A 22,447-nucleotide genomic window follows, 5' to 3' on the forward strand; every position below is an offset into this window, starting at 1 on the left:
CAATGAACGTACTCATTTCTGGCGCGTCGCCTGACTCGATCAACAACAACGCCACCTTGCGCGGTTACGTCGCAAACGGATTCAAGGGTCTACCTGGTGTGACGAGTGTTCAAGCATGTTCGCTCGAAAGCGCCGCAACACTCGCACGTTCGACCCACCCCAATTTGATCATTGTGTTCGGATCATGCATGCCTTCCGTTTGCCATTACCTCGATCTCAAGCAGGTCGCACTCGATACTGGCGCCTGTGTCGCCTTCTGGCTGCATGACGACCCATATGAGTTCGACTATTCACAGAAGATCATTCCGTTGGCCGATATCGTATTTTCGAACGACCGCTGGAGTTCAACGCACTACGACCATCCGAACGTACATCATCTACCGCTCGCCGCAGATCTCGATGCTCATTTCCAAGAGCCGGGGCAAACAAAGTCTCGCGACGTCTTCTTCTGTGGCGTAGGCTTTGCGAATCGCATTCAACTGCTGCGAGACTGTGCAAGTTCTCTTGATGGATTCAAAGTGGAAGTTCTCGGCGCCGAGTGGCCAGACGATTTGCCTTTTGCTGCAAATCGCAGGGTACCGAACGCCGATCTTCCGAAACTACACGCCACATCCCTCGTCACATTGAACATGGGCCGCCGTCTCGATCTGGCTAACGAGCGCTTCAAGCTCGACGCATCTACGCCCGGCCCTCGTACTTTCGAAGCCGCCGCCGCAGGTACCGTACAGTGCATGTTTGTCGAAGGGCTTGAAATCGACGACTACTACAGCGAACAGAACGCAGAAATCCTGTTGTTCGATTCACCCGAGGAACTTCGCCGACATATCGAGATGCTACGAGATGACCCAAAACGGGCAATGGACATCGCACTGGCCGCGCAACAACGAACCCGCCGAGATCACACATACAAGAATCGCGCCGAAACCATACTGTCTCGAATCACGTTCACCGTTCAACACTAGGCTCGATCGATATCCGACAGCACCCATTTCAAGGGATAACCGTTATTTGAAGTGAACCATGGCCAGAAAGCTCTTCGTCCATTGCGGCCTTCACAAGACGGCAACGACAGCCTTGCAGGCCGCATTCAGTAACAACAGCGAAAAAATGCGCTCAATGGGCCTCTTATATCCGCGCACTGGGCGTCTGTCGGATGTGAGCGGCCATCACAACATCGCGTGGCAATTGGCGCGGGATCGTCGTTTCAACCGATCCTTCGGCACCCTGGACAGGCTATTCGACGAAGTCTCATCCTTCGATGGCGACGTTGTGTTGTCTTCAGAGGATTTCGAAAGCTCGCTCACCCGCCCTGAAAGATGGGGCCCACTTCTGCAAATGGCAGAGCGATGTAATTTGGAGCCCGTCGCGATCATCTACCTTCGCAACCAGGCGTCGTACCTCGAATCCTTATACTTGGAGATGCTGAAACATGGGTTCGGCGAAGAGTTTTCCATTTATGCGATGGATGTACTCTCGAATGGATCGCTTCGGCTCAAGGAATGGATCTTCCATTTCGACTACGTAATTGCCCTCCGAACCATGTCGTCGATTCCGGGGCTCAGAATAGTGCTCCGAAACTATGATGCCTGCGCCAACGGTTCGATTGCCGCCGATTTCCTCAACGCCGTAGATATCGTGAAACCCATTCACATTGAGGTACCACACGCGAATCAACGGGATACACTGGTCGATGCACTGACGAACTTCTATCGGAATCGCGTCGAACGGCCACTTCAGGAAAACGAAATCGCCGCGGTCCATCACCTCTGCTCGCACGTGTCGGAACAGCCTGCGATTTCCCGCAACCTTCGCGACGCGCTGCGCGAGCGATTCTCGACATCGAATCTCGAGATTTGCAGCGCTCACGAACTGAATCGCGTGCGGCTGACCGACTTCTCACATCAAGAGCCATTGACACGTTCAGTATGCATGGAGAGAGTCTTCTCCTTTGAAACGCATGTGTCACTGTCCACCGTTGCAGCGATCCTTGACGGAAATCTACCCGAACCCGGCCCGGGGCTGCACACAATTGTAGAAAACTGGTCTGCGTGGGTTCACGCTCAATAACGAAACGTTACCGTGCGCGATCGAATGCCGCCGGACCTTATTGTCGTCACGCATACGAACCGACCGTGGCAATCTATGCCGGGCTTGCGGGTTCATCGATTCCCCCGGCTCAAATATCCCAGTAAAAGTGCGGTTAACTTTACGAATCGATTGGCACTTCGACAGTTATCGGACACAGTCCAGCCTGAGTATGGAAGGCCGGCCGAATAGCTGCGGACGCAGCCATACCAGCCCCCGTTACTCTCACTGTTATTCGACTGCGCTTCCTTCGATATAACTCGTCAGATTCATGCGTGCATTGCGTGTGCTGGCCCAAGCGTCGAAATTTTCGACTCCAGCCAGCAGTTCGAGCGATGCCTGATCGATGCGCTCGACATAACGAATGAGCGGAGCCACTGTATCGAGCGGATCTTCCTTTAATTCCAACAGCGCTCTCATCGCCCTGAACTGTCGGCCGAAAGCCAGCATACCGGCGACGATTTCGTTCGATATGTCGCGCTGCCGTGGCATCGGATCACGCCCTGGATCTTCGACCGATCCGACTTGGCCATCCGATGCGGGTTCGTAACCGATCACCGCATCGTGCGGCGCCGAGAAGAACAGTTCGACCGCCACTCGGTTCGCATATACTTTTGCGAGACGTGCAGGATCGATCGACGTCCGCGACAGCAGCGCGCTCATTCGCATAGTCCGTTCACGCGCCCGGGTCTGCTCCGAGTCGTTCAGGCAGAAATAGTAGCCATGCAGATCGATATCCATGAGCCCCTGCAACGCACGCACGAGCATTTCCTGTGCGGTACCGTTCCACCCGACGTCGACGACGGCGACCCGCATGCCTGGCCTGATACCGAGTTCGACCAGATACTGAAATAATCCGCGGCGATTGCGGCGGCATATGCGCAAGATATCCGCCCGGCACGCACGCAACAGACCCCGCACCTTTTCGATGTTGCGATCATCAACGACAACATTCGCCCCGAGCCCGATGTCATTCATCACGGTATCGGCAGGCGGCGTCACGCCAATCCGTTCGAACACCTCGATCGGTCGCAGACCGTGTGCACCAGCGATAAAAAAATCGGTCAGCTCGTCGAAGTTCGCTTCGTTCGCGGCCGCCGTCGCAAATGCGACACGTGACCCCTTGAAGTAAGAGAACGGCGGCAGCACTTGACCGGTTAGCTCGCACGCCATGCGCTCGAGCACGTAACCATCGCGCGACACAAACAGCAAATGATCGATACGGTCCCGCCGTGACTGATCCACGATCCAATCGAGGAAGCCGACGGCGCCAGGCCCACCGTAACGTAACCCGAGGTCACCAAACGTGCCAACCGGCGGCCCCTCTGCAATCACTCGGGGCAACCCGCTTCCTAGTGAAGCAAGGGGCGTCGACTGATCGACCTCACTCGCCGTGACCGTATCGACGTAATGAAACGTCGAGAAGCCGCGCTCCTGCGCTCGGGTAATATCCGACACCGGGTTGTCGCCGATATGCAGGATGCGTGACGGCACGACGCCCAACTCTCGAGCAACGATGTCGAACAATGCACCGCGATCGCGTTTCGTCGCATTACGCTCCGACGACACGAACACGCCCGACGGACGCAGCCCGTGACGGCGAAACAGTTCATCGAAGAATGCGCGTGGCAGGTACATGTCCGACGTGATCACGACTGGCTTGTCCACGATGGCCGCATTGAATGCCTCAATCAGGCGCGGGTTCGGCACCGTGACGGCCAGCTCAAGATCGAGTTCGGCGTCGCGCAGCGTCGCGGCGGGCACGGCGACCGAGTCGAAGCACGCGTAGATCCCGTCGAGCGTGATCTCCTCGTCCCCGGCTTCATGCATCCGTTGAAACGCGCGTTGCTGCGCCTGCTGGCGAAGCGTGCGGAAATTTGCAATGCCGTACCGGTGTCCGAGCAGGTCGAAAACATCTTCCGGATCGCGCAGCAAACGCAGGAACAGCGTATCGAAAATGTCGAACGAAACCGCCTCGGCCGAGGCGATCAAATTTTTCAGTTGGGTCAGCGTCGACTCAGGCACGGCATTATTCAGATTTCGGGTTTCCATGATCGATCCTGATGTCGCTTATGCCGCAGGAATCACGAAGTTAACATCCTGCTGATCCAGATTCGGATTGTGAAACGGATCGAACATATAGAAGTCGGGATGCTTGAGGTACAGGAGCGTCTTGTCTCGCGCGAGGCGCTTCAGCTTCTCCGCATTCGCGTCGTCACGCCCCCTGCTTAGCGATTCGTAATGAATCAGCTCGACGCTCGGACAAACGACGTTGTACCAGCCCGCCTTGACGAGGCGGAAGCACAGGTCAACATCGTTGTATGCGACAGGAAATGCCTCGTCAAATCCGCCGATCCGATCGAACCTCTCTCGGCTCAGCATCAAGCACGCGCCGGTCACGCCGATCCAGTTGTACTCGAGCAGGTTTCGCGCAAAGTATCCCGGAGAATCAGCGTTCAGCAATAGGAACGCGTGATTCGGACCGTCCGCGAGATTCACCAGTCCGGCGTGCTGCACCTGACGCCCGCCCGGGTAGATCAGTTTTGCGCCGACGGCTCCGATGTGATCGAGCTGTGCATATCCGAGCATGTCGGAGAGCCACGTTTCAGTGACGACTTCCGTGTCGTCGTTCAGAAACACCAGGAATTCGCCGACCGATTCGCGAACACCCACGTTGTTGATCTCGGAATAGTTAAACGGCACGTCATGGCGAAGCACTTTTACGCCGTCCATCCGAGCCATGTCGCTGAACGACCGAAGCGCGTCTGCATCCGTCGACCCGTTGTCGATCAAGATGATTTCAAAATTGCGGTACGTGGACTTGTTCCGAATGGATTCAACACACCGCTTCAGCACGCGGCCATTGTTCTTGCTCGGAATGATGATCGAGATTTTTGGTTCGCCTTTGTACGCATAGCTTGCGCGAAAATATCCGGGCAACTGCCGCACAGGTTCCATCGTCCCGGTCAAACCGCGCCGCTCTATCGCCGCTTGGCGGGCACGGCGCCCGGCATCAACTGCGTACGGCTTCGCGTTCAGGTCGGACGCAACCGACGCGGGGATCACGCGCCAGTGATACAGTACTTTTCGGACGTGACTGATCTTGTTCGCTTGCTCTGTGACGCGCAGCACAAAATCCCAGTCCTGGCTGCCATCGAACTCGGACCGCAAGCCACCGACGCGTTGCTGCAGCGATCGACGAACGCACGACACGTGGCACGTATACATCGTGCTCATCATCGTGTCCGGAGACCAGTCCGGTTTGAAGAACGGCTGACCGTACATTCCGTCCGCCTCGATCTTGTCCTCGTCGCTGTACAAGAAGTCGGGATCCTCGGCAGCAATGCATTTCGCAAGTTCGAACAGGCAGTCGCACGTCAATTCGTCATCGTGATCGAAGAACACGATGTAGTCTCCCTGCGCCGCATCGAGACCCGCATTGGTCGCACCTGAGATGCCGCGGTTGTCGTCGAGCCGAATGATCTTGATACGCGGGTCATTGAGCTTATCAAGACGCTCGCGAACGACCGGCGACGGACTCTTGTCATCGACCAGCACGAGTTCCCAGTGTGGATACCACTGCGCGAATACCGAACCGATCATCGCGTCGAACAGATCAGGCGGCGTGTTGTAGAGCGGCACGACTATCGAGAACGTTGGTCGCACGGTCAGCGCGGCAATGCGTGCGTCGAGGTCGTCAGGCTTGCGCGGCGGGATGTATACGTAGCCACCCGCCGTACCTGAGAGATCGTACCGTCCGCCGCGAGCGCCCGCGTCGGTCCCGCCCGTCGGCGTGTATACGAGATACTGACCTTCGGGATAGCGCACGTGGTCGGAAACGTTACCGCGTGCTGCACTCGCGGCCCGTCTCGCAGACAGAAAACGCAGGCGTGCCAACATGCGGTGTGGCGTCGCAGCCCACCACGCGGCCTTCAGCACTTTGCGTACTGTCATGCGGAGACCGGGTGGCATCATCACGGCTAGCGCACGCACCTTGAGAAACGCGCGCCACATCGTGCTGGTCCGAATATTGTTCAATTCCTGCTCGGTTCGCATCGCCGTCGCTTGCCATTCTCGCTGGCGAACCTCAGTTAGAGCCATTTCCTGGCGCAACTCGTCGATCGTCACCTGAAGCTCGTCGAGCTCGTCGCCCAACTTGTTCGATGTGGCTTCGCGACCATCGCGCGATGCAGTCGGACTCCGCTGCAACGTCGCCTGAATATCGGCACGACCACGTCCGCGAGCAATATCTCTAATCGACTCGATGCGCGCTGTGCTCTGGTCAATCACGCGTTGCTGTTCGCGGATCGCATCCACATGTTCACCGAGTTGCACGCCCAATTGCCGGGCTTCGTCGGATCGTTCTGCGAGGCTACGTGTCGTCTCATGCAGCCGCTCCTGCAATTGCGTAACGGCCATATCGCGCTCTTCAATCTGGCCGTGTGCGACCTCTAACTGACCGTGTGCGGCATCCAACTGTTGACGAACCGCTCCTAACTGGCCGTCCACAACGTCAAGCTGGTAGCGAAGCGAGACCGCAGCACCCAAGCGGGCATACATCCGACGAATGCGCTCCCGATCATTTTCCGTGGCCTCGACCAGCGGCCGTATACCGTCGGGAATTTCAGTTCCTGGGCACAGCACTCCGAGCCCGTGACCGTGAATAAATTCGAACGACGGGAAGCGCGTTCGCAACTCTTCCCAAAAACGCCATACGCCAAAATCGCGCTCTCGTACATTGGTATCGTGAAAAAGCACGACGCCACGCTCCGATAGCTTCGACTTCCATGTCGAATAGTCCTCGACGACGTCTTCATAGCGATGACGTCCATCTACGTGGAGCAAGTCGATCGTGCCATCGCCAAACCCAGAAAGCGCTTCGTCGAAACGTGCCCGTATCAGACGTGAAAAATCACCGAACTCCCTGGTCTGCACCGCGCTGAGCGTGTCGAACACGTTTGCCTGATAGAAACCCGCATGCTCGTCGCCCTGCCACGTATCGATTGCGTAACATGATGTCGACAGATCAAGTTGCTGAATTGCTTGGCAGAACGCAAGAAACGAAAAACCCGCGTGCGTTCCAAGCTCGACAACTGTTCGAGGTTTCAGCACGTCCGTGAGCCAAAAGGCGAACGGTGCGTGTTCAAGCCAGGCGGATTCAACAACATGTCGCGGCGTCCAGAACGAGGCTGGCGAAATGCACGCCAACGACCCTGAACTTAGGTCGGTGTCGCGGCGCATGGCCGGCAGCTCGTGCGAATGAGGTAAGGTAATTTTTTGCATAACTTAATATGGCCGAAAATAGAATTTCGAGTTGATCGTCACTCGCAAAATTCGACCGCGTATCAGCCTCCCATCGCCGCTTCATAGGCCGTCAGAATTTCTTCGACCTCACCGAACGCACGAACCTGACCGCGCTCCATCCAGAGCACCTTGTTGCAGACTTTCCGAATCTCGCTGTTCGAATGCATCGCGAGTACAACGATCTCGGCTCGGCTGTGCAAATCGGCGAGACGCGCTTCCGCCTTATGCATGAACGATGCGTCACCGACGCCCATAACTTCGTCGAGCAGCAGAATCTCGGCATCAACCGACGTCGAAACAGCAAAGGCTAGTCGCATCTTCATCCCGCTGGAATACGTGCGGATAGGAAGATCCAGATAGTCACCCAATTCACTGAACGCGGCGATATCACTCTGCTTCTCGCGAATCTCGGCGTCGGTCATGCCGAGCAATAGGCCACGCAGACGGATGTTCTGCATGCCGGTCGAGTTCTCGTCCATACCGAGGCTAATATCGAGCAGCGGCACGACCTTGCCCTCTCGCGACAACGTACCGCCCGTCGGGGAATAAATGCCCGCCATCGCACGCAGCAGCGTCGATTTCCCTGCGCCGTTGTGTCCGATGAGCCCCACGCGATCGCCGCGATCAAAGCGAAAACTCAGGTCGTCGAGCGCACGGACGACAATGACGCCATCGTTGCCCTCCGCAATCCGGTTGCGTCGTCCCATGCGAAGCACCTGCTTCTTCAGCGAACGGCCTTGCACGTCGTAGATTGGCAAATCCAGCGTCACGTTCTTCAGTTCGATGTGTGCCATGTCGTCCTCTTCAGATCCAGTACGGCAGACGTTTCAGATAACGACCCGTCATCAGCAACGCGATCGGCCATCCGATGACCGCCATGCCGATGGTCACTTCCCACGTCAGTGCACTCGGCATCTGTCCGATCAGCGGACCCCGCACGACGTCGATCAGGTAGGCAAGCGGATTCCATTCGACGATGAACGAGAACCGGTTCAGTGCATTGGGACGGAAGATGATCGGCGTGACATAGAACGCGACCTGGAGCAGCGCACCGATAATCTGCGGAAGATCGCGAAAGCGTGCTGACAGCAAGCTTGTCAGCATCGCGATCCACATCGCATTCAGAACGTACACCAGCAACCCCGGAATGAACATCGGCAACGTCTCCCAGCTTTTGACGCCGAAAATCATCAGGAGACCGATGATGATGACGAAGTTGTGGGCCAGGACGATCAGATTTCGCCATACGACTTGTAGAATGTAGATCAGCTTTGGCGTGGGAACCTGGCGGATGTAGGACCCACTACTGATATAAGCGACGCTTCCCTCCTGGATCGTCTGCGAGAAAAGTCCCCACAGCACGATACTCGACGCGAGGAACGGCAAATAGTCACTCATCTTCTGACCGAACAATGTGCCGTAGACTACACCGAGCGAAGTAATCATCACGCCCATGCTGATCGTGAGCCAGAACGGGCCGACGCTCGAGCGCGCATAGCGCTGCCGGATTTCGAGCCAGCCGAGCAATGTCCATAACCGCCACGAAGCAATGCTCTGTTTGAGGTCAGCAAGTGAAAGAGTCAGCATGCAAGCTTTCTAGTTGAATGAGATTGAAAAATGGGGCACCGGCGCGTCACAGCGCGCCGGTACGACCGGTCAGTCCGTGCCAGATCCCGAGCATCGACAACCGCAGATGCGCCATTCGCGGCTGCATGAACATCGCATAGATCGCAAGCCGGACCGGCATCTTGACGAGTTCCGTCGATTTCCAGCTCCACGGCACATAGGCGCGCCGGATCAGCGCGATCGCATTGCGGAACAGATAGTAATGCCGAACCGCACTATGCCCCGGGTAGCTCCGCCCGAACACCTTCACCGGCTCGCCACCCAGTTCGTGCTTCAACCGCAGCGCCGGCGCGCCGAGCACCGCGTACCCCTTCGAGCGCGCGCGGACACACCATTCGAGATCGACGAAGTCGATGAACAGCGAGTCGTCCATCGGGCCGATGTCGCGCCATACGGCGAGATTCACGCACGACCCCGACGTGATCAGAAAGTCGACCTCGACCGGCTGCACACCGTCCGGCCGAATCCGGCGCAGCTTCACGTACCCGAAGCGGACGAACGGCGCGACGCCGCCCAATCGTGCATCCTCGTACGCGGGGCCGATGAGCGCTACGCGACGATTGCGCATGCGTTCGGCCGCCATCGTCCGAGGCAGCTCGATCAGCAATTCGTCCGACGGCTCGCTATCCTGATCGAACAACAACGCTGCCGTACAGCCTGCCGCGATCAGGCGCTCGACCCCCTGGTTGAGCGCCGTCGCAATGCCGAGGTTCGCACCATTGGCGACATAATCAACTCGCCGGTCGAGGCCAAGCGCCTCTGGCGTCGACACGGTCTCCGTGTTATCCACCACCACGCACGGCCATACTTTGGCGAGCCGGTTTGCACGAGTCACGCAACCGCTATCCGGTCGGTAGAACACGATCACGACACCGACCCGCTCCTGAACCGCGGAATTCTGATCCAAGTTACTCACTCAGGCACAGCTTCAGCGCATCGGCCCAGTCCGGCAACCGCAACCCGAATGCTTCGGTCAGCTTGTCGTGCGACAGTCGCGAATTGGACGGGCGCTTGGCCGGAACCGGGTAGTCGCTCGCCGGAATCGGCAGCACTTTCGGCGCACGCTCGCCCATCGCGTGGGTGAAGATTGCTTCGGCAAACCCTTGCCACGACGTCGCGCCGGCCGACGTGAAGTGATAGACGCCGGAACGCTGCGCCCACCAGTCTGCATCGTCGGCCGCCAACGCCTGCGCGACGATGTGCGCGGTCGCGGTGGCGATCGTCTTCGACCACGTCGGCGCACCGATCTGATCCGCGACGACACGCAGCTCGGGACGCTCGCTCCCGAGCTTCAACATCGTCAGCAGGAAGTTCTTGCCGCGCCGGCCGTACACCCAGCTCGTTCGCAGGATCAGGTGTGCGCATCCCGTCGCCGCGATGGCCTGCTCGCCCTCGAGCTTGGTCAGCCCGTACACGTTCTGCGGGTTGGTCGCGTCCGTTTCGACATAGGCGCCCTCTTTGGTCCCGTCGAACACATAGTCGGTCGAGTAATGAACCAGCGCTGCGCCGAGGCGCGCAGCCTCCTCCGCAAAAGCACGCGGCACGTCGGCATTCAGCCGGCGCGCGGCGTCGACGTCCGTCTCCGCCTTGTCGACGGCCGTGTACGCAGCCGGATTCACGATGATCGACGGCTTCAGCTCACGCACGACGCTGCGCACCCGATCGAGATCGGACAAGTCGAGCATCGAACGGTCGCATGCCACCACACGACCGAGGCCTTGCAGCGAACGCAGCAGTTCGAACCCGACCTGGCCATTCACACCCGTCACGAGGATCGTCGGTTCAGGAGTCACACCCACCTCACGCATAAACTTCAGCTTCGCTCAACCGCTTGCCGGCCGCATCCTTCGCCGCCAGCAGCGGCTCGAAGTCGATCGGCCATTCGATCCCGATCTTCGGATCGTTCCACACGATGCTGCGCTCGTGCTCCGGAAACCAGTAGTCGGTCGTCTTGTAGAGGAACTGCGCGGCCTCCGACAGCACGACGAAACCGTGCGCGAAACCGGGCGGCACCCACAGTTGCCGGTGGTTGTCGTTCGACAGCACCACGCCCACCCACTTGCCGAAGTTCGGCGAATCCTTGCGAATGTCGACGGCCACGTCGAACACTTCGCCTTCGACCACGCGAACGAGCTTGCCCTGCGCGTGCTGGATCTGATAGTGCAGCCCGCGCAGCACGCCCTTCGACGAGCGCGAATGGTTGTCCTGCACGAATTCGACGCCGGGCGCGACGTGCTCGGCGAATTCCTTCCCGTTGAAGCTCTCGTAGAAGAACCCGCGCGCGTCGCCGAACACCTTCGGCTCGATGATCTTGACTTCGGGCAGCGCCGTTGCCGTTACTTGGATGGCCATGCGACTTGATCCGTGAGAATGTTCTTCAGGTACTGACCGTATGCGTTCTTCGCGAGCGGCTGGGCCAGCTTCAACACTTGCTCCGCGTCGATCCAGTTGCGGCGATACGCGATTTCTTCCGGACACGCGACCACGAGACCCTGTCGCTTCTGCAGCGTCGCGATGAAACTGGCCGCCTCGATCAGCGAATCGTGCGTACCGGTATCGAGCCACGCATAGCCGCGCCCCATGATCTCGACATTCAGCGCGCCGCTATCGAGGTAGCGCGAGTTGACGTCGGTGATTTCCAGCTCGCCGCGGGGCGACGGCTTGATGTCGGCCGCGATGTCGCATACGCGGTTGTCGTAGAAATACAGGCCCGTCACCGCGTAGTTCGAACGCGGCTTCGCGGGCTTCTCCTCGATCGACAGCGCGCGGAACGACTTGTCGAATTCGACGACACCATAACGCTCCGGGTCGTGCACGTGATACGCGAACACGGTCGCGCCGCTTTCCTGCGCATGTGCCCGCTCGAGCTGCTTCGCGAGATCGTGCCCGTAGAAGATGTTGTCGCCGAGAATCAGCGCCGACGGATCGTTGCCGACGAACTCCTTGCCGATGATGAACGCCTGCGCGAGGCCGTCGGGCGACGGCTGCACCGCGTACTGGATGTTCATCCCCCACTGGCTGCCGTCGCCGAGCATCGACTCGAAGCGCGGCGTGTCCTGCGGCGTCGAGATGATCAGCACATCGCGAATACCCGCGATCATCAGCGTCGACAGCGGGTAGTAGATCATCGGCTTGTCGTACACCGGCAGGAGCTGCTTCGACACGACGTGCGTGATCGGATACAGCCGGGTACCGGAACCGCCGGCGAGAATGATGCCTTTACGTGCCATCGCTTCTCTCCTCAGGTGCGTTTCGCGTAGTTCGTCTCGACCCACTTGCGGTACTCGCCCGATGCGACCTCGTCGGCCCAGGCCTGGTTGTCGAGGTACCAGTCGACCGTCTTCGCCAGGCCCGTCTCGAACGTTTCCGCCGGCTTCCAGCCGAGCTCGCGTTCGAGCTTGCGTGCATCGATCGCGTAGCGGCGATCATGGCCCGGGCGGTCGGTCACATAGGTGATCTGGTCGCGGTACGACCCGGCTGCCTTCGGGCGCGCCTTGTCGAGCAGGTCGCACAGCGTATGCACGACTTCGAGGTTCTTCTTCTCGTTCCAGCCGCCGACGTTGTACGTCTCGCCCGGCACGCCGCGCGCGAGCACTTCGCGGATCGCGCTGCAGTGATCGCCGACGTACAGCCAGTCGCGCACGTTCTGGCCGTCGCCATACACCGGCAGCGGCTTGCCCGCGAGCGCATTCGCGATCATCAACGGGATCAGCTTTTCCGGGAACTGGTACGGGCCGTAGTTGTTCGAACAGTTCGTCGTCAGCACCGGCAGACCGTACGTATGATGGTATGCGCGCACCAGGTGGTCGGAACCTGCCTTCGTCGCCGAATACGGGCTGTTCGGCGCGTACGGCGTCGTCTCGGAGAATTGCGGGTCGGTGGCCGACAGCGAACCGAACACCTCGTCGGTCGACACGTGCAGGAAGCGGAACGCGGCCTTGTCGGCGTCGTTCAGGCCGTTCCAGTACTGGCGGGTCGCCTCGAGCAGCGTGAACGTGCCGACGACGTTGGTCTGCACGAAGTCCGCGGGGCCGTGGATCGAACGATCGACGTGGCTTTCCGCGGCGAAGTGCAGCACCGCGCGGGGCTTGTGCTCGGCCAGGAGTGCGTCGAGTGCAGCACGGTCGCAGATGTCGACGCGGGCAAACACGTGCTTCGGGTTTCCGTCCAGCGACTGCAGCGTGCGCAGGTTCCCTGCGTACGTCAGCTTGTCAACGTTGAGCACGGCTTCGTCGGATGCGCGCAGCCAGTCGAGTACAAAATTGGCACCGATAAAACCCGCGCCGCCCGTAACCAGGATCATGAGGCTCCCTCAAATAGTGTGCGGCAGGCGCCATCAGGCGCCGGCCACATCGGATTCGCAAATGCCAGTAGCTTGTGATTGCCACGTCAGACCGGGAATTTTAACCGGTCGACATGGCCTCCAAAGTCATGAAATGCTAATTTTGTTGGGGAAAGCGACAATTATAGGGAGCCGCCCCCTGCAAAAGCCATGCCGCTAACAACTTGATACAGCGCTTCGAACCCTTTCCACGCGCGAAATTTATTGCCAGATTGCCGTGCTGTTGCGGAACAGAAATTGCACTGCGCCGCATTGACTGGATAATTTTTCCCGCGTTCTCGATACTCGCAAAGTCCGCCGCCCCATGATCCTCGCTCCCATCGCCATCGGCGACATCCAAGGCTGTCATTCCGCTTTCCAGTCGCTGCTGGCCAAGCTTTCAGTCCCCGCCGACACGCCGCTCTGGATCGCCGGCGACGTCGTCAACCGCGGCCCGGGCTCGCTCGCCGCCTTGCGCGCCATTGTCGATCTCGGCCCGCGCGCGACGGTCGTTCTCGGCAACCACGACCTTCATTTGCTCGCCGTCTCGGCCGGCATCCGCACCGAACGCCCCGGCGACACCATCGGCGAAATCCTCGACGCGCCCGACGCCGACGCGCTGCTCGACTGGGTCCGCCACCGTCCGTTCGTGCATGTCGACGACGGAAAACTGCTCGTGCACGCCGGCGTGCTGCCGCAATGGGACACCACGCTTGCCCTCGAACTCGCCGACGAACTGCAGCACGCGCTGCGCGCCCCCGACTGGCGCGACACGTTGCAAGGGCTGTACGGCAACGAGCCGAACCAGTGGAGTCCGAACCTGAAGAAACGCGACCGGATGCGCGTCGCATTCAATGCGTTCACGCGCCTGCGCTTCTGCACGCCCGACGGCGCGATGGAGTTCAAGGCGAACGGCGGCCCCGACAGCGCGCCGCCCGGCTACCTGCCGTGGTTCGACGTGCCGGGGCGCCGCACCGAGGACGTGACGGTCGTGTTCGGGCACTGGGCCGCGCTCGGCCTGATGCTGCGCGACAACGTCGTCGCGCTCGATTCGGGATGCGTATGGGGAAACCAGTTGTCGGCCGTGCGACTCACGGCCGATCCGGCGCAGCGCACGGTCACGCAGGTGCAGTGCGACGCGTGCCGCTCGCCGGGCGGCGAGTGACGGCACGCTGATTCACGCGCCGCGGTCGCGCGTCAGCCCTCGCGCCCCGGCACGGGCGCGTCGGCCGTCGCGTCGCCCGCAGCATCGGCGCCGAGCTCGGTCGCCGGATACGCATGCTTCTGCAGCTCGGCAAGCGACTCCGCCGTCGGCTTGCCGACCTTCTCCTGCAGCGTCGCCAGTGCGGCGGCGATCGCGTCGCGCGCCGCCGCGGACGTCGCCCGGCGGTCGCCGCCCGGCGCGATCGGTTCGCACACGTACAGATGCGCGATGAGCGGGCCGCCGCGCAGCACCATGTCGAGCGACTTGCCGAGCGACAGGTCGCCCGTGTACGCCGGCGCGACCGACTGCCGCCCGTGCGCGTCCTCGTACATCAGGCAAATCGGCTGCACCGCGCAGCCGGCCGATACCGCGGCCTGGAACAGGTTCGCATGGAACGGCAGCAGATCCTGGCCGTCGGACGTCGTCCCTTCCGGAAACACGCACATCACGCCGCCGTTGCGCAGGCGCTCGGCCATCTCGTGCATGATCCGCATCGCCTCGGTACGCTTCTCGCGCTGCAGGAACACGGTGTCGAGCTTCTCGGCGAGCCAGCCGACGATCGGCCACTGCCGCACCTCGGCCTTCGACACGAACGGCGTCGGCCGCCACGCGTTGACCGCATAGATGTCGAGCCACGAGACGTGATTGCCCACGACGAGCGCGCTCGCGTCGAGCCGCGCGCCGTCGTTGTGGACGACGAGGCGCATCCCGCAGATCCGCAGCATCTTGAGCGTCCAGCGGCGTATCAGCTCGGCGCGGCGCGCGGGCGTGACGTGCGAAAAGCGCAGCGCGACGATCGCCATGCCGCGCAACAGGTGAAAGACGAGACGCAGCTTGCGAATGGCGGTCATGGCGAAGGTCCGACGGGGTTCAGTGGCGCTCGAACGCGATCTGCCCGGCGACGAGCGTCGTGCGCACGGTGGCCGGCAGTTCGTAGCCGAGGAACGGCGAGTTGTGGCCCTGGCTCTTCAGCGCACGCGGCTCGACGCGCCAGTGCGCGCGCGGATCGAACACGCACAGGTCGGCCGCGCCGCCTTCGGCGAGGCGGCCCGCCGGCAGTTGCAGCACGTCGGCCGGCGCGGACGTGATGCGGCGCAGCGCCTGCGCGAGCGGCGTGCGCGTCTCGTCCGCCCACTTCAGCGTCAGCGACAGCAGCAGCTCGAGCCCCGTCGCGCCCGGCGTCGCTTCGCCGAACGGCAGCAGCTTCTCGTCGTCGTCGACCGGCGTGTGATCCGAGCAGATCGCGTCGATCGTGCCGTCGGCGAGCGCCACGCGGATCGCTTCGCGGTCGCGCTCGCCGCGCAGCGGCGGGTCGAGCCGGAACTGCGAATCGAAGTAACCGATGTCGACGTCGATCAGATGAACGTGGTTCGCGCCGACGTCGCAGGTCACGGGCAGTCCTTCCGCCTTCGCCGCACGCACGAGCGCGAGGCCGGCCGCCGACGACAGCCGCGCAAGGTGCACGCGCGCGCCCGTCACGCGCATCAGTTCGAAAATGGTGTGCAGTGCGATCGTCTCGGCCGCGACCGGCACGCCGGAGAGCCCGAGCCGCGACGCGAGCGCGCCGCTCGCGGCCACGCCGCCGCGGCCGATGAACGCGTCGAGCGGACGCAGCCACGTCGTGTAGCCGTAGGTGCTCGCGTATTGCAGCGCGCGCAGCAGCACCTGCGTGTCGCGCACCGGCACGTTGGCGTGCGTGAAGCCGACGCAGCCGGATTCGGTCAGCGCGACCATCTCGGTGATCACTTCACCCTTGAGGCCGACCGTCAGCGCGCCGAGCGGATGCACGTTCGCCTGCCGCAGGTTGCGCGCGCGGAACTTGAGCATTTCGACGAGGCCCGGCTCGTCGAGCACGGGGTCGGTATCCGGCGGGCACACGAGCGTCGTGACGCCGCCCGCGACGGCCGCGGCCATCTCGGACGCGAGCGTCGCCTTGTGCTCGTAGCCGGGCTCGCGCAGCCGCGCGCACAGGTCGACGAGGCCGGGCGCGACGATCAGGCCCGACGCGTCGATCGTCCTGTCCGCGTTGAAACCGGCCGGCGCGCTGCCGAGCGCGGCGATCTTGCCGTCCGCGACGAATACGTCGGCCTGCCCTTCGGTGCCGGCGACCGGGTCGATCAGCGTGCCGCCTTTGATATGAATCTTCATGCGCTGTCTGTGAATGCGTTGATTGCGTTGAATGCCTGGATCGGGATGCGCGAAAGCGGGCTCAGTCGCTGTTGCCGGCGACAATGCCCATCACCGCCATCCGCACGGCGATGCCGAACGTGACCTGGTTGAGGATCACCGACTGCGGACCGTCGGCGACCTGCGAATCGATCTCGACGCCGCGGTTCATCGGGCCCGGGTGCACCACGATCGCGTCGGGCGCGGCGAGCGCAAGGCGCTCGGGCGTCAGGCCCCACGTCTTGAAGTACTCCTGCGCGGACGGCAGCAGCGCGCCGCTCATCCGTTCGTTCTGCAGGCGCAGCATGATGATCACGTCGACGCCCTTCAGCCCCTCGTCGAGGTTGTGGAACACCTTCACGCCCATCTGCTCGAGCCCGCCCGGCAGCAGCGTGCGCGGGCCGATCGCGCGCACTTCCGGCACGCCGAGCGTGGTGAGCGCATGGATGTCGGAGCGCGCGACGCGCGAATGCAGGATGTCGCCGACGATCGCCACGCGCAGCTTCGTGAAGTCGCGCTTGTAGTGGCGGATCGTGTACATGTCGAGCAGGCCCTGCGTCGGGTGCGCGTGGCGACCGTCGCCGGCGTTGATCACGTGCACGTGCGGCGCGCAGTGCTCGGCGATCAGGTACGGCGCGCCGCTCGACGCGTGGCGCACGACGAACAGGTCGGCATGCATCGCCGACAGGTTGTTGATCGTGTCGAGCAGCGATTCGCCCTTGCTGGTCGACGACGCATTGATGTTCAGGTTCAGCACGTCGGCCGACAGGCGCGTCGCGGCGATCTCGAAGGTCGTGCGCGTGCGCGTCGAGTTCTCGAAGAACAGGTTGAACACGGACTTGCCGCGCAGCAGCGGCACCTTCTTCACCTCGCGGTCCGTCACGCTGACGAACTGCTCGGCCGTATCGAGGATGTGGTTGACGATCGAGCGCGGCAGGCCCTCGATCGACAGCAGGTGCTTCAGCTCGCCGTTTTTCGTGAGCTGCGGGTTGCCCTTCAGGAACCCGTAGCGAAATCGGTCGGGGCTCGCGGCCGCCGCGGGATTGCCGGTGCGGCCAGTGGTGTCGGTGGTCATGGTGTGCGTGATTCCAACTATGCAAACGGGCCGCGGTGCAAACCAGCGGCCCGGGATACGGTTCGCGTGTCGTTCAGGTGCCGTGCGACTCGGCGTGCAGCGTGAACCGCGTATCGTCGCGCGCGAGCACGAGCGTCGCGTCGGCCGGCACGTCGAGCGTGCCGCCCGCGAAGCGCGCGGCGACCGGCAGCTCGCGGCCGCCGCGATCGGCGAGCACCGCGAGCTCGACCGCGGCCGGACGGCCGTAGTCGAACAGCTCGTTGAGCGCCGCGCGCACGGTGCGCCCGGTGTACAGCACGTCGTCGACGAGCACGATGCGCGCGCCGTCGACGTCGAACGGCAGCGACGTCGGGCTGGCCTGGCTGTGCAGCCCCTTCTTCGCGTAGTCGTCGCGGTGCAGCGCGACGTTGACGACGCCGAACGCCGGCGCGCCGAGATCGCGCGCGAGGCGCTCGGCGAGCCATGCGCCGCCGCTATGAATGCCGGCGAGCCGCGGGCCGCCCGGTTCGGCGAACGCCGTGCCGTACGCGGCGCGGATCTGGTCGAGCAGGACGCGGTAAAGCGCCTCGGCGTCAATGGGGCTCATGGTCGGACAATTGATCGAGATACTGTTGAAGGATGACGCGCGCGGCTTCGGCATCGAGCATGTCGGTGCGTGCGCGGCCGCGCACGTTGCGCTCGCGCAGCCCGGCCTCGGCCTCGACCGACGAATAGCGTTCGTCGATCCATGTGACGGGTAGCCCGAAGCGGCCGTTCAACTGGTTGCCGAAGCGCTTCGCCTGCTGCGTCATGTCGTGCGGCGTGCCGTCCGGATGCATCGGCAAGCCCACGACGAGCGCGTCCGGCCGCCATTCGGCCAGCAGGTCGCCGACCGCCTTGAAGCGGTGTTCGCGGTTCAGGTTCTGGATCACGACGAGCGCACGGGCCGAGCGCGTCAGCGCGTTGCCGATCGCGACGCCGATCCGTTTCTCGCCGTAGTCGAACGCCAGGAGCGTCGCATCGCGCGCGCTCGCGCCGCTCATGCGTGCCCTGCCTCGCCGGACAGCATCGACGAGCTGACGCCGAGCAGGCCGAGCGCCGCTTCGAAGCGCTCTTCGGCCGGCGTGTCGAACACGATGCGCGGGTCGGCGGCGACCGTCAGCCAGCCGTTGCGGGAAATTTCTTCCTCGAGCTGCCCGGCGCCCCAGCCTGCATGGCCGAGCGTCAGCAGGAAACGTTTCGGGCCGGTGCCCGTCGCGACCGCCTCGAGCACGTCCTTCGACGTCGTCATCTCGAGCCCGCCGTCGACGGACATCGACGAGTTGTAGCTCGCGCCCTCGACCGGCTCGTGCAGCACGAAGCCGCGCTCGGTCTGGACCGGGCCGCCGAAGTACACGGGAATGTGCAGCAGCGGCTCGATGTCGAGCTTCAGATCGATGCGGTTGAACAGCGATTCGAGGTCGATGTCGGTCGGACGATTGATGACGAGGCCGAGCGCACCGCGCTCGCTGTGATCGCAAAGATAGATCACCGTTCCCGAGAACGTCGGATCGGCCATGTTGGGCATGGCGATCAGGAACTGGTTGGTGAGATTGATGCGATCGGAAGGCTTTGACATGGTTTGAATTTTAGCAAAGACGCCGCGACCTGACCGGGCCGCGATCAACAAGCAACGCCGCGCCGCGCTGGCAACGACGCGCGCGGATCACACGGCACTCTAACACGCGCGCGGGCGCTGTCGGCAGCGTGTTGCAGGCCCGCGCGACAAGGGCCGCCGGCGCGTGTCCGTCCCCTTGTTCGTCAGGTCCGGCCGAGCGCGGCGCCGAGCGCTTCGGACGCCGCCGTGAGGTCCGGCGGCGCGACGCCGGCCGCGATCTTCAGGAGCGCCGCGCGCAGCATGTCGGACGCGTGGCGGTGCGCATCGAGGCCGCCGTCGGCGAGCGGCACGCCGTGCGCCGCGCGGCGCCACGCCAGGCCGAGCGTGTCGGCCAGCAGCGCCGCGTGGCCGAGCCCGAGCGCGCAGGCGGCCGTGCCGACCCGATAGGCCGCGCCGGACGCGTGCCACGCGGCGCCGGTGTCGGCTGCGGCCGGGTCGGCCGCCAGGTCGGCCATCGACGCATCGGCGGTCTGCAGGAAATCCTCATAGGCATGCGCGTTGACGGTCACGACGCCGAGCGCGCGAGTCGGGGCGACGGCGACCGCCTCGTGCTCGGCCCGCGCGGCATCGGCTTCCCACAACGCTTCGGAGGCGGGCGTGCCGGCGACGTGCCAGTCGACCGTCAACCCGTAGTCGTGCAGCACGTCGACGAGCGCGCCGTCTTCGGCCGCGGCGCCGAACAGCGCGAAATCGCGCCATAGCAGCGCCACCGTCTCGCGCACCAGTTCGGGCGGCGCGCCGCGCCGGCCCTGCGCGTGTTCGCCGAGCAGCAGGTTGGTTCGCGCGAGAAAGCGCTTCAGTTCGGGCGCGCCGCTCGCGCGCAGCGCACGCACACACGCGGCCGCGAGCCGCCAGAAATCGTACGGTGCGTCATCGGTGAGCGCGGCCAGCATCGTGTCGAGTTCGTCGAGCGCCGCCCCCGGCGCACCGTGTTCGGCACGCAGCACACCCAGCAGCGCCTGCTCATAGCGGGCGCGAATCCGGGCCGCAAATGCATCGGGTAGCGCGCGCAGCGTGGCAGGCGGCACCGCGCGGCCGACCAGCGCGAGCGCGTCGAGCGGCGCGCTCGCGCGCAAGTCGGCGGCGCTTTGCGCGCGCAACGCACGGAAATGCTCGAAGAGAACGGGCGAGCACGCGAGCTCGCGCAGGTTGTGGCGCCCGACGGCCGCACGAAAATCGTGCAGCGCGGCCCGCCAGCCAGCCGAAGTCGGCTCGGTGCCGACGAGCGGCACGGCGGCCGACAGTTGCCCGGCGAAACGCGCGGCCGGCAACCAGCCGGCTTCCGCCAGCACGGCCGCGGCCGCGGCAAGCGGCGCCGCGGCATCGTCGCGCCGCTCGAACGCATCGGCAGCCGCTGTCAGCCATGCTTCGGCCGCGCGCACGGCTCCGCCACGCGGATTGGGCAATGCGTCAGGGTGGGGAACGTTCGCCGGATCGGACGTCATGGGCACGCGCGCCTGTCATCGTCGAGTCGCTCGCGCGAATCGCGGCACGCGAGCGCCGAATCCGTGCAAGGCCTGAGCGGAGTGTGCGTGGGCCAGCGGTCCGATCAGATCTGGACCATCTCGAAGTCTTCCTTGCGGGCGCCGCATTCGGGACACGTCCAGTTGATCGGGACGTCTTCCCAGCGCGTGCCCGGGGCAATGCCCTCTTCCGGCAGCCCGGCTTCTTCGTCGTAAATCCAGCCACAAATCAGGCACATCCAGCTCTTGTATTCCATCTTAAGCCGCGTCGGGGAAAGTCGGTAAATTCGGGAGCCATGATGGTACCGTGTCGGGGCCGGACTGCCTAGCAATCGCGCTGGAGGACGGCGACTACGTTGCGCTGCGCTAAAAAATCCGTCGTACCGGCCGGATTCCACCGCATAATGGTTGAAAGTGCGGCCTGCCGGGCAACACAGGGCCGAAAACGCCCCACTCGCCTCGCCGTCCGCATCTCCGTCGCTTTTCCGTTTTTCTCTTGCCCCATTTTTACATGTCCAGCAACGCCCCTCCGATCGTCCTCACCTTCGGCCTGTCCGATCCCACCGGCGGCTCCGGCCTCCAAGCCGATCTGATGACCCTGGCGAGCATGGGCTGTCACGGCGTGTCCGTCCTGACCGGCTATACCGTGCGCGACTCGGCCGCCTGCGATGAAGTGACCGGCCTCGACCCCGACGTCGTCGCCGCGCAGGCGCGCATGCTGCTCGAAGACATGCCGGTGGCCGCGTTCAAGATCGGCGCGGCGACGCGCGCGGAAGTCGTGAGCGCGATCGCCGAAGTCGTCGCCGACTACGACGGCGTGCCGCTCGTGCTCGCGCCGGACTTCACGCTCGACGACGAACACGTGCTCGCCGCCGACGACCTGCGCGAATCGATCGCCGACCTGCTGGCGCCGCAAACCACCCTGCTCGTCGCCGATCACGCGACGCTGATCGCGCTCGCGCAGCCGGACGGCGATGCCGAAGCGCCGAATCTCGACGCGGCCGTGTCGCACCTGCTGTCGCAAGGTTGCGAATACATCCTGTCGTCGGAAACGGGCTCGCACCGCCTCGTCAATACGCTGTACGGCGAAGAAGGCCAGCTTCGCGAAGACATGTGGGATCGCTCGCCGCACCGGCTGATGGGCATCACCGATACGCTCGGCGCGGCCATCGCGGCGTTGCTCGCGAACGGCCAGGAGCCGCCGGAGGCCGTGCGCGAGGCGCAGGAATACCTGTACCAGGCCGTGCGCGACGCGTTCCGGCCCGGTATGGGCGCATACCTGCCCGACCGGTTCTTCTGGGCGCGCAGCAACGACGATTCGGACGCGCCGCCGGCCGTGAAGGCCGACCCGGCGCCGAGGACGTCGCACCGGCATTGAGTCGCGGCGCGGCGAGCAGGTCCCGCCGCACGCCGCGCCGTTTTGAGGCGTGACGTAACCTGCCGCCTCGCGCAGGCATCGAAAACCGCGCGCACATAAAAAAAGACCCGCATTGAACTGAACCCCGAGAGTTGGACGGTTCAAGAATGCTAGGCCAAGAAGGGCTGAGTTCTGTACTGAACAGGACTC

At 63.1% G+C, this 22,447-nt stretch carries 21 protein-coding genes; 4 read left to right on the forward strand and 17 right to left on the reverse strand.

Going from position 1 to position 22,447, the window contains the following annotated elements:
* Window positions 1-2: 2 nt before the first annotated feature.
* Together WS96_RS28065 and WS96_RS28070 are read left to right on the forward strand one after the other, a co-directional pair.
* Window positions 3-962, forward strand: a complete 960-nt coding sequence (locus WS96_RS28065) for a CgeB family protein (RefSeq protein WP_218920991.1) — start codon at window positions 3-5, stop codon at window positions 960-962.
* A 58-nt stretch (window positions 963-1,020) separates the two neighbouring features.
* Window positions 1,021-2,067 carry a hypothetical protein gene (locus WS96_RS28070; RefSeq protein ID WP_059836947.1) on the forward strand — a complete coding sequence of 349 codons (1,047 nt, stop codon included), beginning with the start codon at window positions 1,021-1,023 and terminating at the stop codon, window positions 2,065-2,067.
* Window positions 2,068-2,316: 249 nt separating this feature from the next.
* On the opposite strand, the gene WS96_RS28075 is transcribed toward WS96_RS28070, so the two are convergent.
* From WS96_RS28075 to rfbB, 9 genes are all read right to left on the reverse strand, one after another.
* The gene (locus WS96_RS28075; protein WP_059836949.1) at window positions 2,317-4,137 is read right to left on the reverse strand and encodes an HAD family hydrolase; all 1,821 of its coding nucleotides are present in this window, start codon (window positions 4,135-4,137) and stop codon (window positions 2,317-2,319) included.
* An 18-nt stretch (window positions 4,138-4,155) separates the two neighbouring features.
* On the reverse strand, window positions 4,156-7,326 hold the full coding sequence (locus WS96_RS28080) for a glycosyltransferase (RefSeq protein ID WP_059836951.1): 3,171 nt from the start codon (window positions 7,324-7,326) through the stop codon (window positions 4,156-4,158).
* Between the two features lie 104 nt (window positions 7,327-7,430).
* Window positions 7,431-8,183: an ABC transporter ATP-binding protein gene (locus WS96_RS28085; protein WP_059824371.1), complete on the reverse strand. Its 753-nt coding sequence runs from the start codon at window positions 8,181-8,183 to the stop codon at window positions 7,431-7,433.
* Window positions 8,184-8,193: 10 nt separating this feature from the next.
* A complete protein-coding gene (locus WS96_RS28090; RefSeq protein ID WP_059824373.1) occupies window positions 8,194-8,976 on the reverse strand; it encodes an ABC transporter permease in 783 nt (260 codons plus the stop codon).
* Between the two features lie 46 nt (window positions 8,977-9,022).
* Window positions 9,023-9,922, reverse strand: a complete 900-nt coding sequence (locus tag WS96_RS28095) for a glycosyltransferase family 2 protein (RefSeq protein WP_373557920.1) — start codon at window positions 9,920-9,922, stop codon at window positions 9,023-9,025.
* Between the two features lies 1 nt (window position 9,923).
* Window positions 9,924-10,823: a dTDP-4-dehydrorhamnose reductase gene (gene rfbD, locus WS96_RS28100; protein ID WP_059836953.1), complete on the reverse strand. Its 900-nt coding sequence runs from the start codon at window positions 10,821-10,823 to the stop codon at window positions 9,924-9,926.
* Entirely contained in the window at window positions 10,816-11,367 is a 552-nt protein-coding gene (rfbC, locus tag WS96_RS28105) for a dTDP-4-dehydrorhamnose 3,5-epimerase (protein ID WP_059836955.1), read from the reverse strand. Before rfbC ends, rfbD begins: the two co-directional genes overlap by 8 nt.
* Window positions 11,352-12,245 carry a glucose-1-phosphate thymidylyltransferase RfbA gene (gene rfbA / locus WS96_RS28110; protein WP_034206577.1) on the reverse strand — a complete coding sequence of 298 codons (894 nt, stop codon included), beginning with the start codon at window positions 12,243-12,245 and terminating at the stop codon, window positions 11,352-11,354. Before rfbA ends, rfbC begins: the two co-directional genes overlap by 16 nt.
* Window positions 12,246-12,256: 11 nt before the next feature.
* A complete protein-coding gene (rfbB, locus tag WS96_RS28115) occupies window positions 12,257-13,318 on the reverse strand; it encodes a dTDP-glucose 4,6-dehydratase (protein WP_059824377.1) in 1,062 nt (353 codons plus the stop codon).
* Window positions 13,319-13,661: 343 nt separating this feature from the next.
* Here rfbB and WS96_RS28120 point away from each other — a divergent pair, with 343 nt between their 5' ends.
* The gene (locus WS96_RS28120; RefSeq protein ID WP_059836958.1) at window positions 13,662-14,501 is read left to right on the forward strand and encodes a symmetrical bis(5'-nucleosyl)-tetraphosphatase; all 840 of its coding nucleotides are present in this window, start codon (window positions 13,662-13,664) and stop codon (window positions 14,499-14,501) included.
* A 32-nt stretch (window positions 14,502-14,533) separates the two neighbouring features.
* On the opposite strand, the gene WS96_RS28125 is transcribed toward WS96_RS28120, so the two are convergent.
* The 8 genes from WS96_RS28125 to WS96_RS28160 form a co-directional block, all read right to left on the reverse strand.
* Entirely contained in the window at window positions 14,534-15,391 is an 858-nt protein-coding gene (locus WS96_RS28125; protein ID WP_059836960.1) for a lysophospholipid acyltransferase family protein, read from the reverse strand.
* A gap of 19 nt (window positions 15,392-15,410) precedes the next feature.
* Entirely contained in the window at window positions 15,411-16,688 is a 1,278-nt protein-coding gene (locus tag WS96_RS28130) for a dihydroorotase (RefSeq protein WP_059824380.1), read from the reverse strand.
* 61 nt (window positions 16,689-16,749) lie between these two features.
* Window positions 16,750-17,781: an aspartate carbamoyltransferase catalytic subunit gene (locus WS96_RS28135; protein ID WP_059836963.1), complete on the reverse strand. Its 1,032-nt coding sequence runs from the start codon at window positions 17,779-17,781 to the stop codon at window positions 16,750-16,752.
* 73 nt (window positions 17,782-17,854) lie between these two features.
* Window positions 17,855-18,367, reverse strand: a complete 513-nt coding sequence (gene pyrR / locus WS96_RS28140) for a bifunctional pyr operon transcriptional regulator/uracil phosphoribosyltransferase PyrR (protein ID WP_059836965.1) — start codon at window positions 18,365-18,367, stop codon at window positions 17,855-17,857.
* A complete protein-coding gene (ruvX, locus tag WS96_RS28145) occupies window positions 18,354-18,803 on the reverse strand; it encodes a Holliday junction resolvase RuvX (RefSeq protein WP_059779434.1) in 450 nt (149 codons plus the stop codon). The genes pyrR and ruvX overlap by 14 nt, the downstream gene beginning before the upstream one ends.
* Window positions 18,800-19,378, reverse strand: coding sequence for a YqgE/AlgH family protein (locus tag WS96_RS28150; RefSeq protein ID WP_034206570.1), 579 nt, complete (start codon window positions 19,376-19,378; stop codon window positions 18,800-18,802). Before WS96_RS28150 ends, ruvX begins: the two co-directional genes overlap by 4 nt.
* A gap of 182 nt (window positions 19,379-19,560) precedes the next feature.
* On the reverse strand, window positions 19,561-20,862 hold the full coding sequence (locus WS96_RS28155) for a hypothetical protein (protein WP_059836966.1): 1,302 nt from the start codon (window positions 20,860-20,862) through the stop codon (window positions 19,561-19,563).
* Between the two features lie 104 nt (window positions 20,863-20,966).
* Window positions 20,967-21,137 (reverse strand): rubredoxin, encoded by a 171-nt coding sequence (locus WS96_RS28160; RefSeq protein WP_004186709.1) that lies wholly within the window; start codon window positions 21,135-21,137, stop codon window positions 20,967-20,969.
* A 254-nt stretch (window positions 21,138-21,391) separates the two neighbouring features.
* On the opposite strand from WS96_RS28160, the gene WS96_RS28165 reads away from it, so the two are divergent.
* A complete protein-coding gene (locus tag WS96_RS28165; RefSeq protein WP_034206568.1) occupies window positions 21,392-22,258 on the forward strand; it encodes a hydroxymethylpyrimidine/phosphomethylpyrimidine kinase in 867 nt (288 codons plus the stop codon).
* Window positions 22,259-22,447: the final 189 nt, after the last annotated feature.

This window comes from Burkholderia sp. MSMB1835, assembly GCF_001526365.1.
Classification (GTDB): Bacteria; Pseudomonadota; Gammaproteobacteria; order Burkholderiales; family Burkholderiaceae; genus Burkholderia.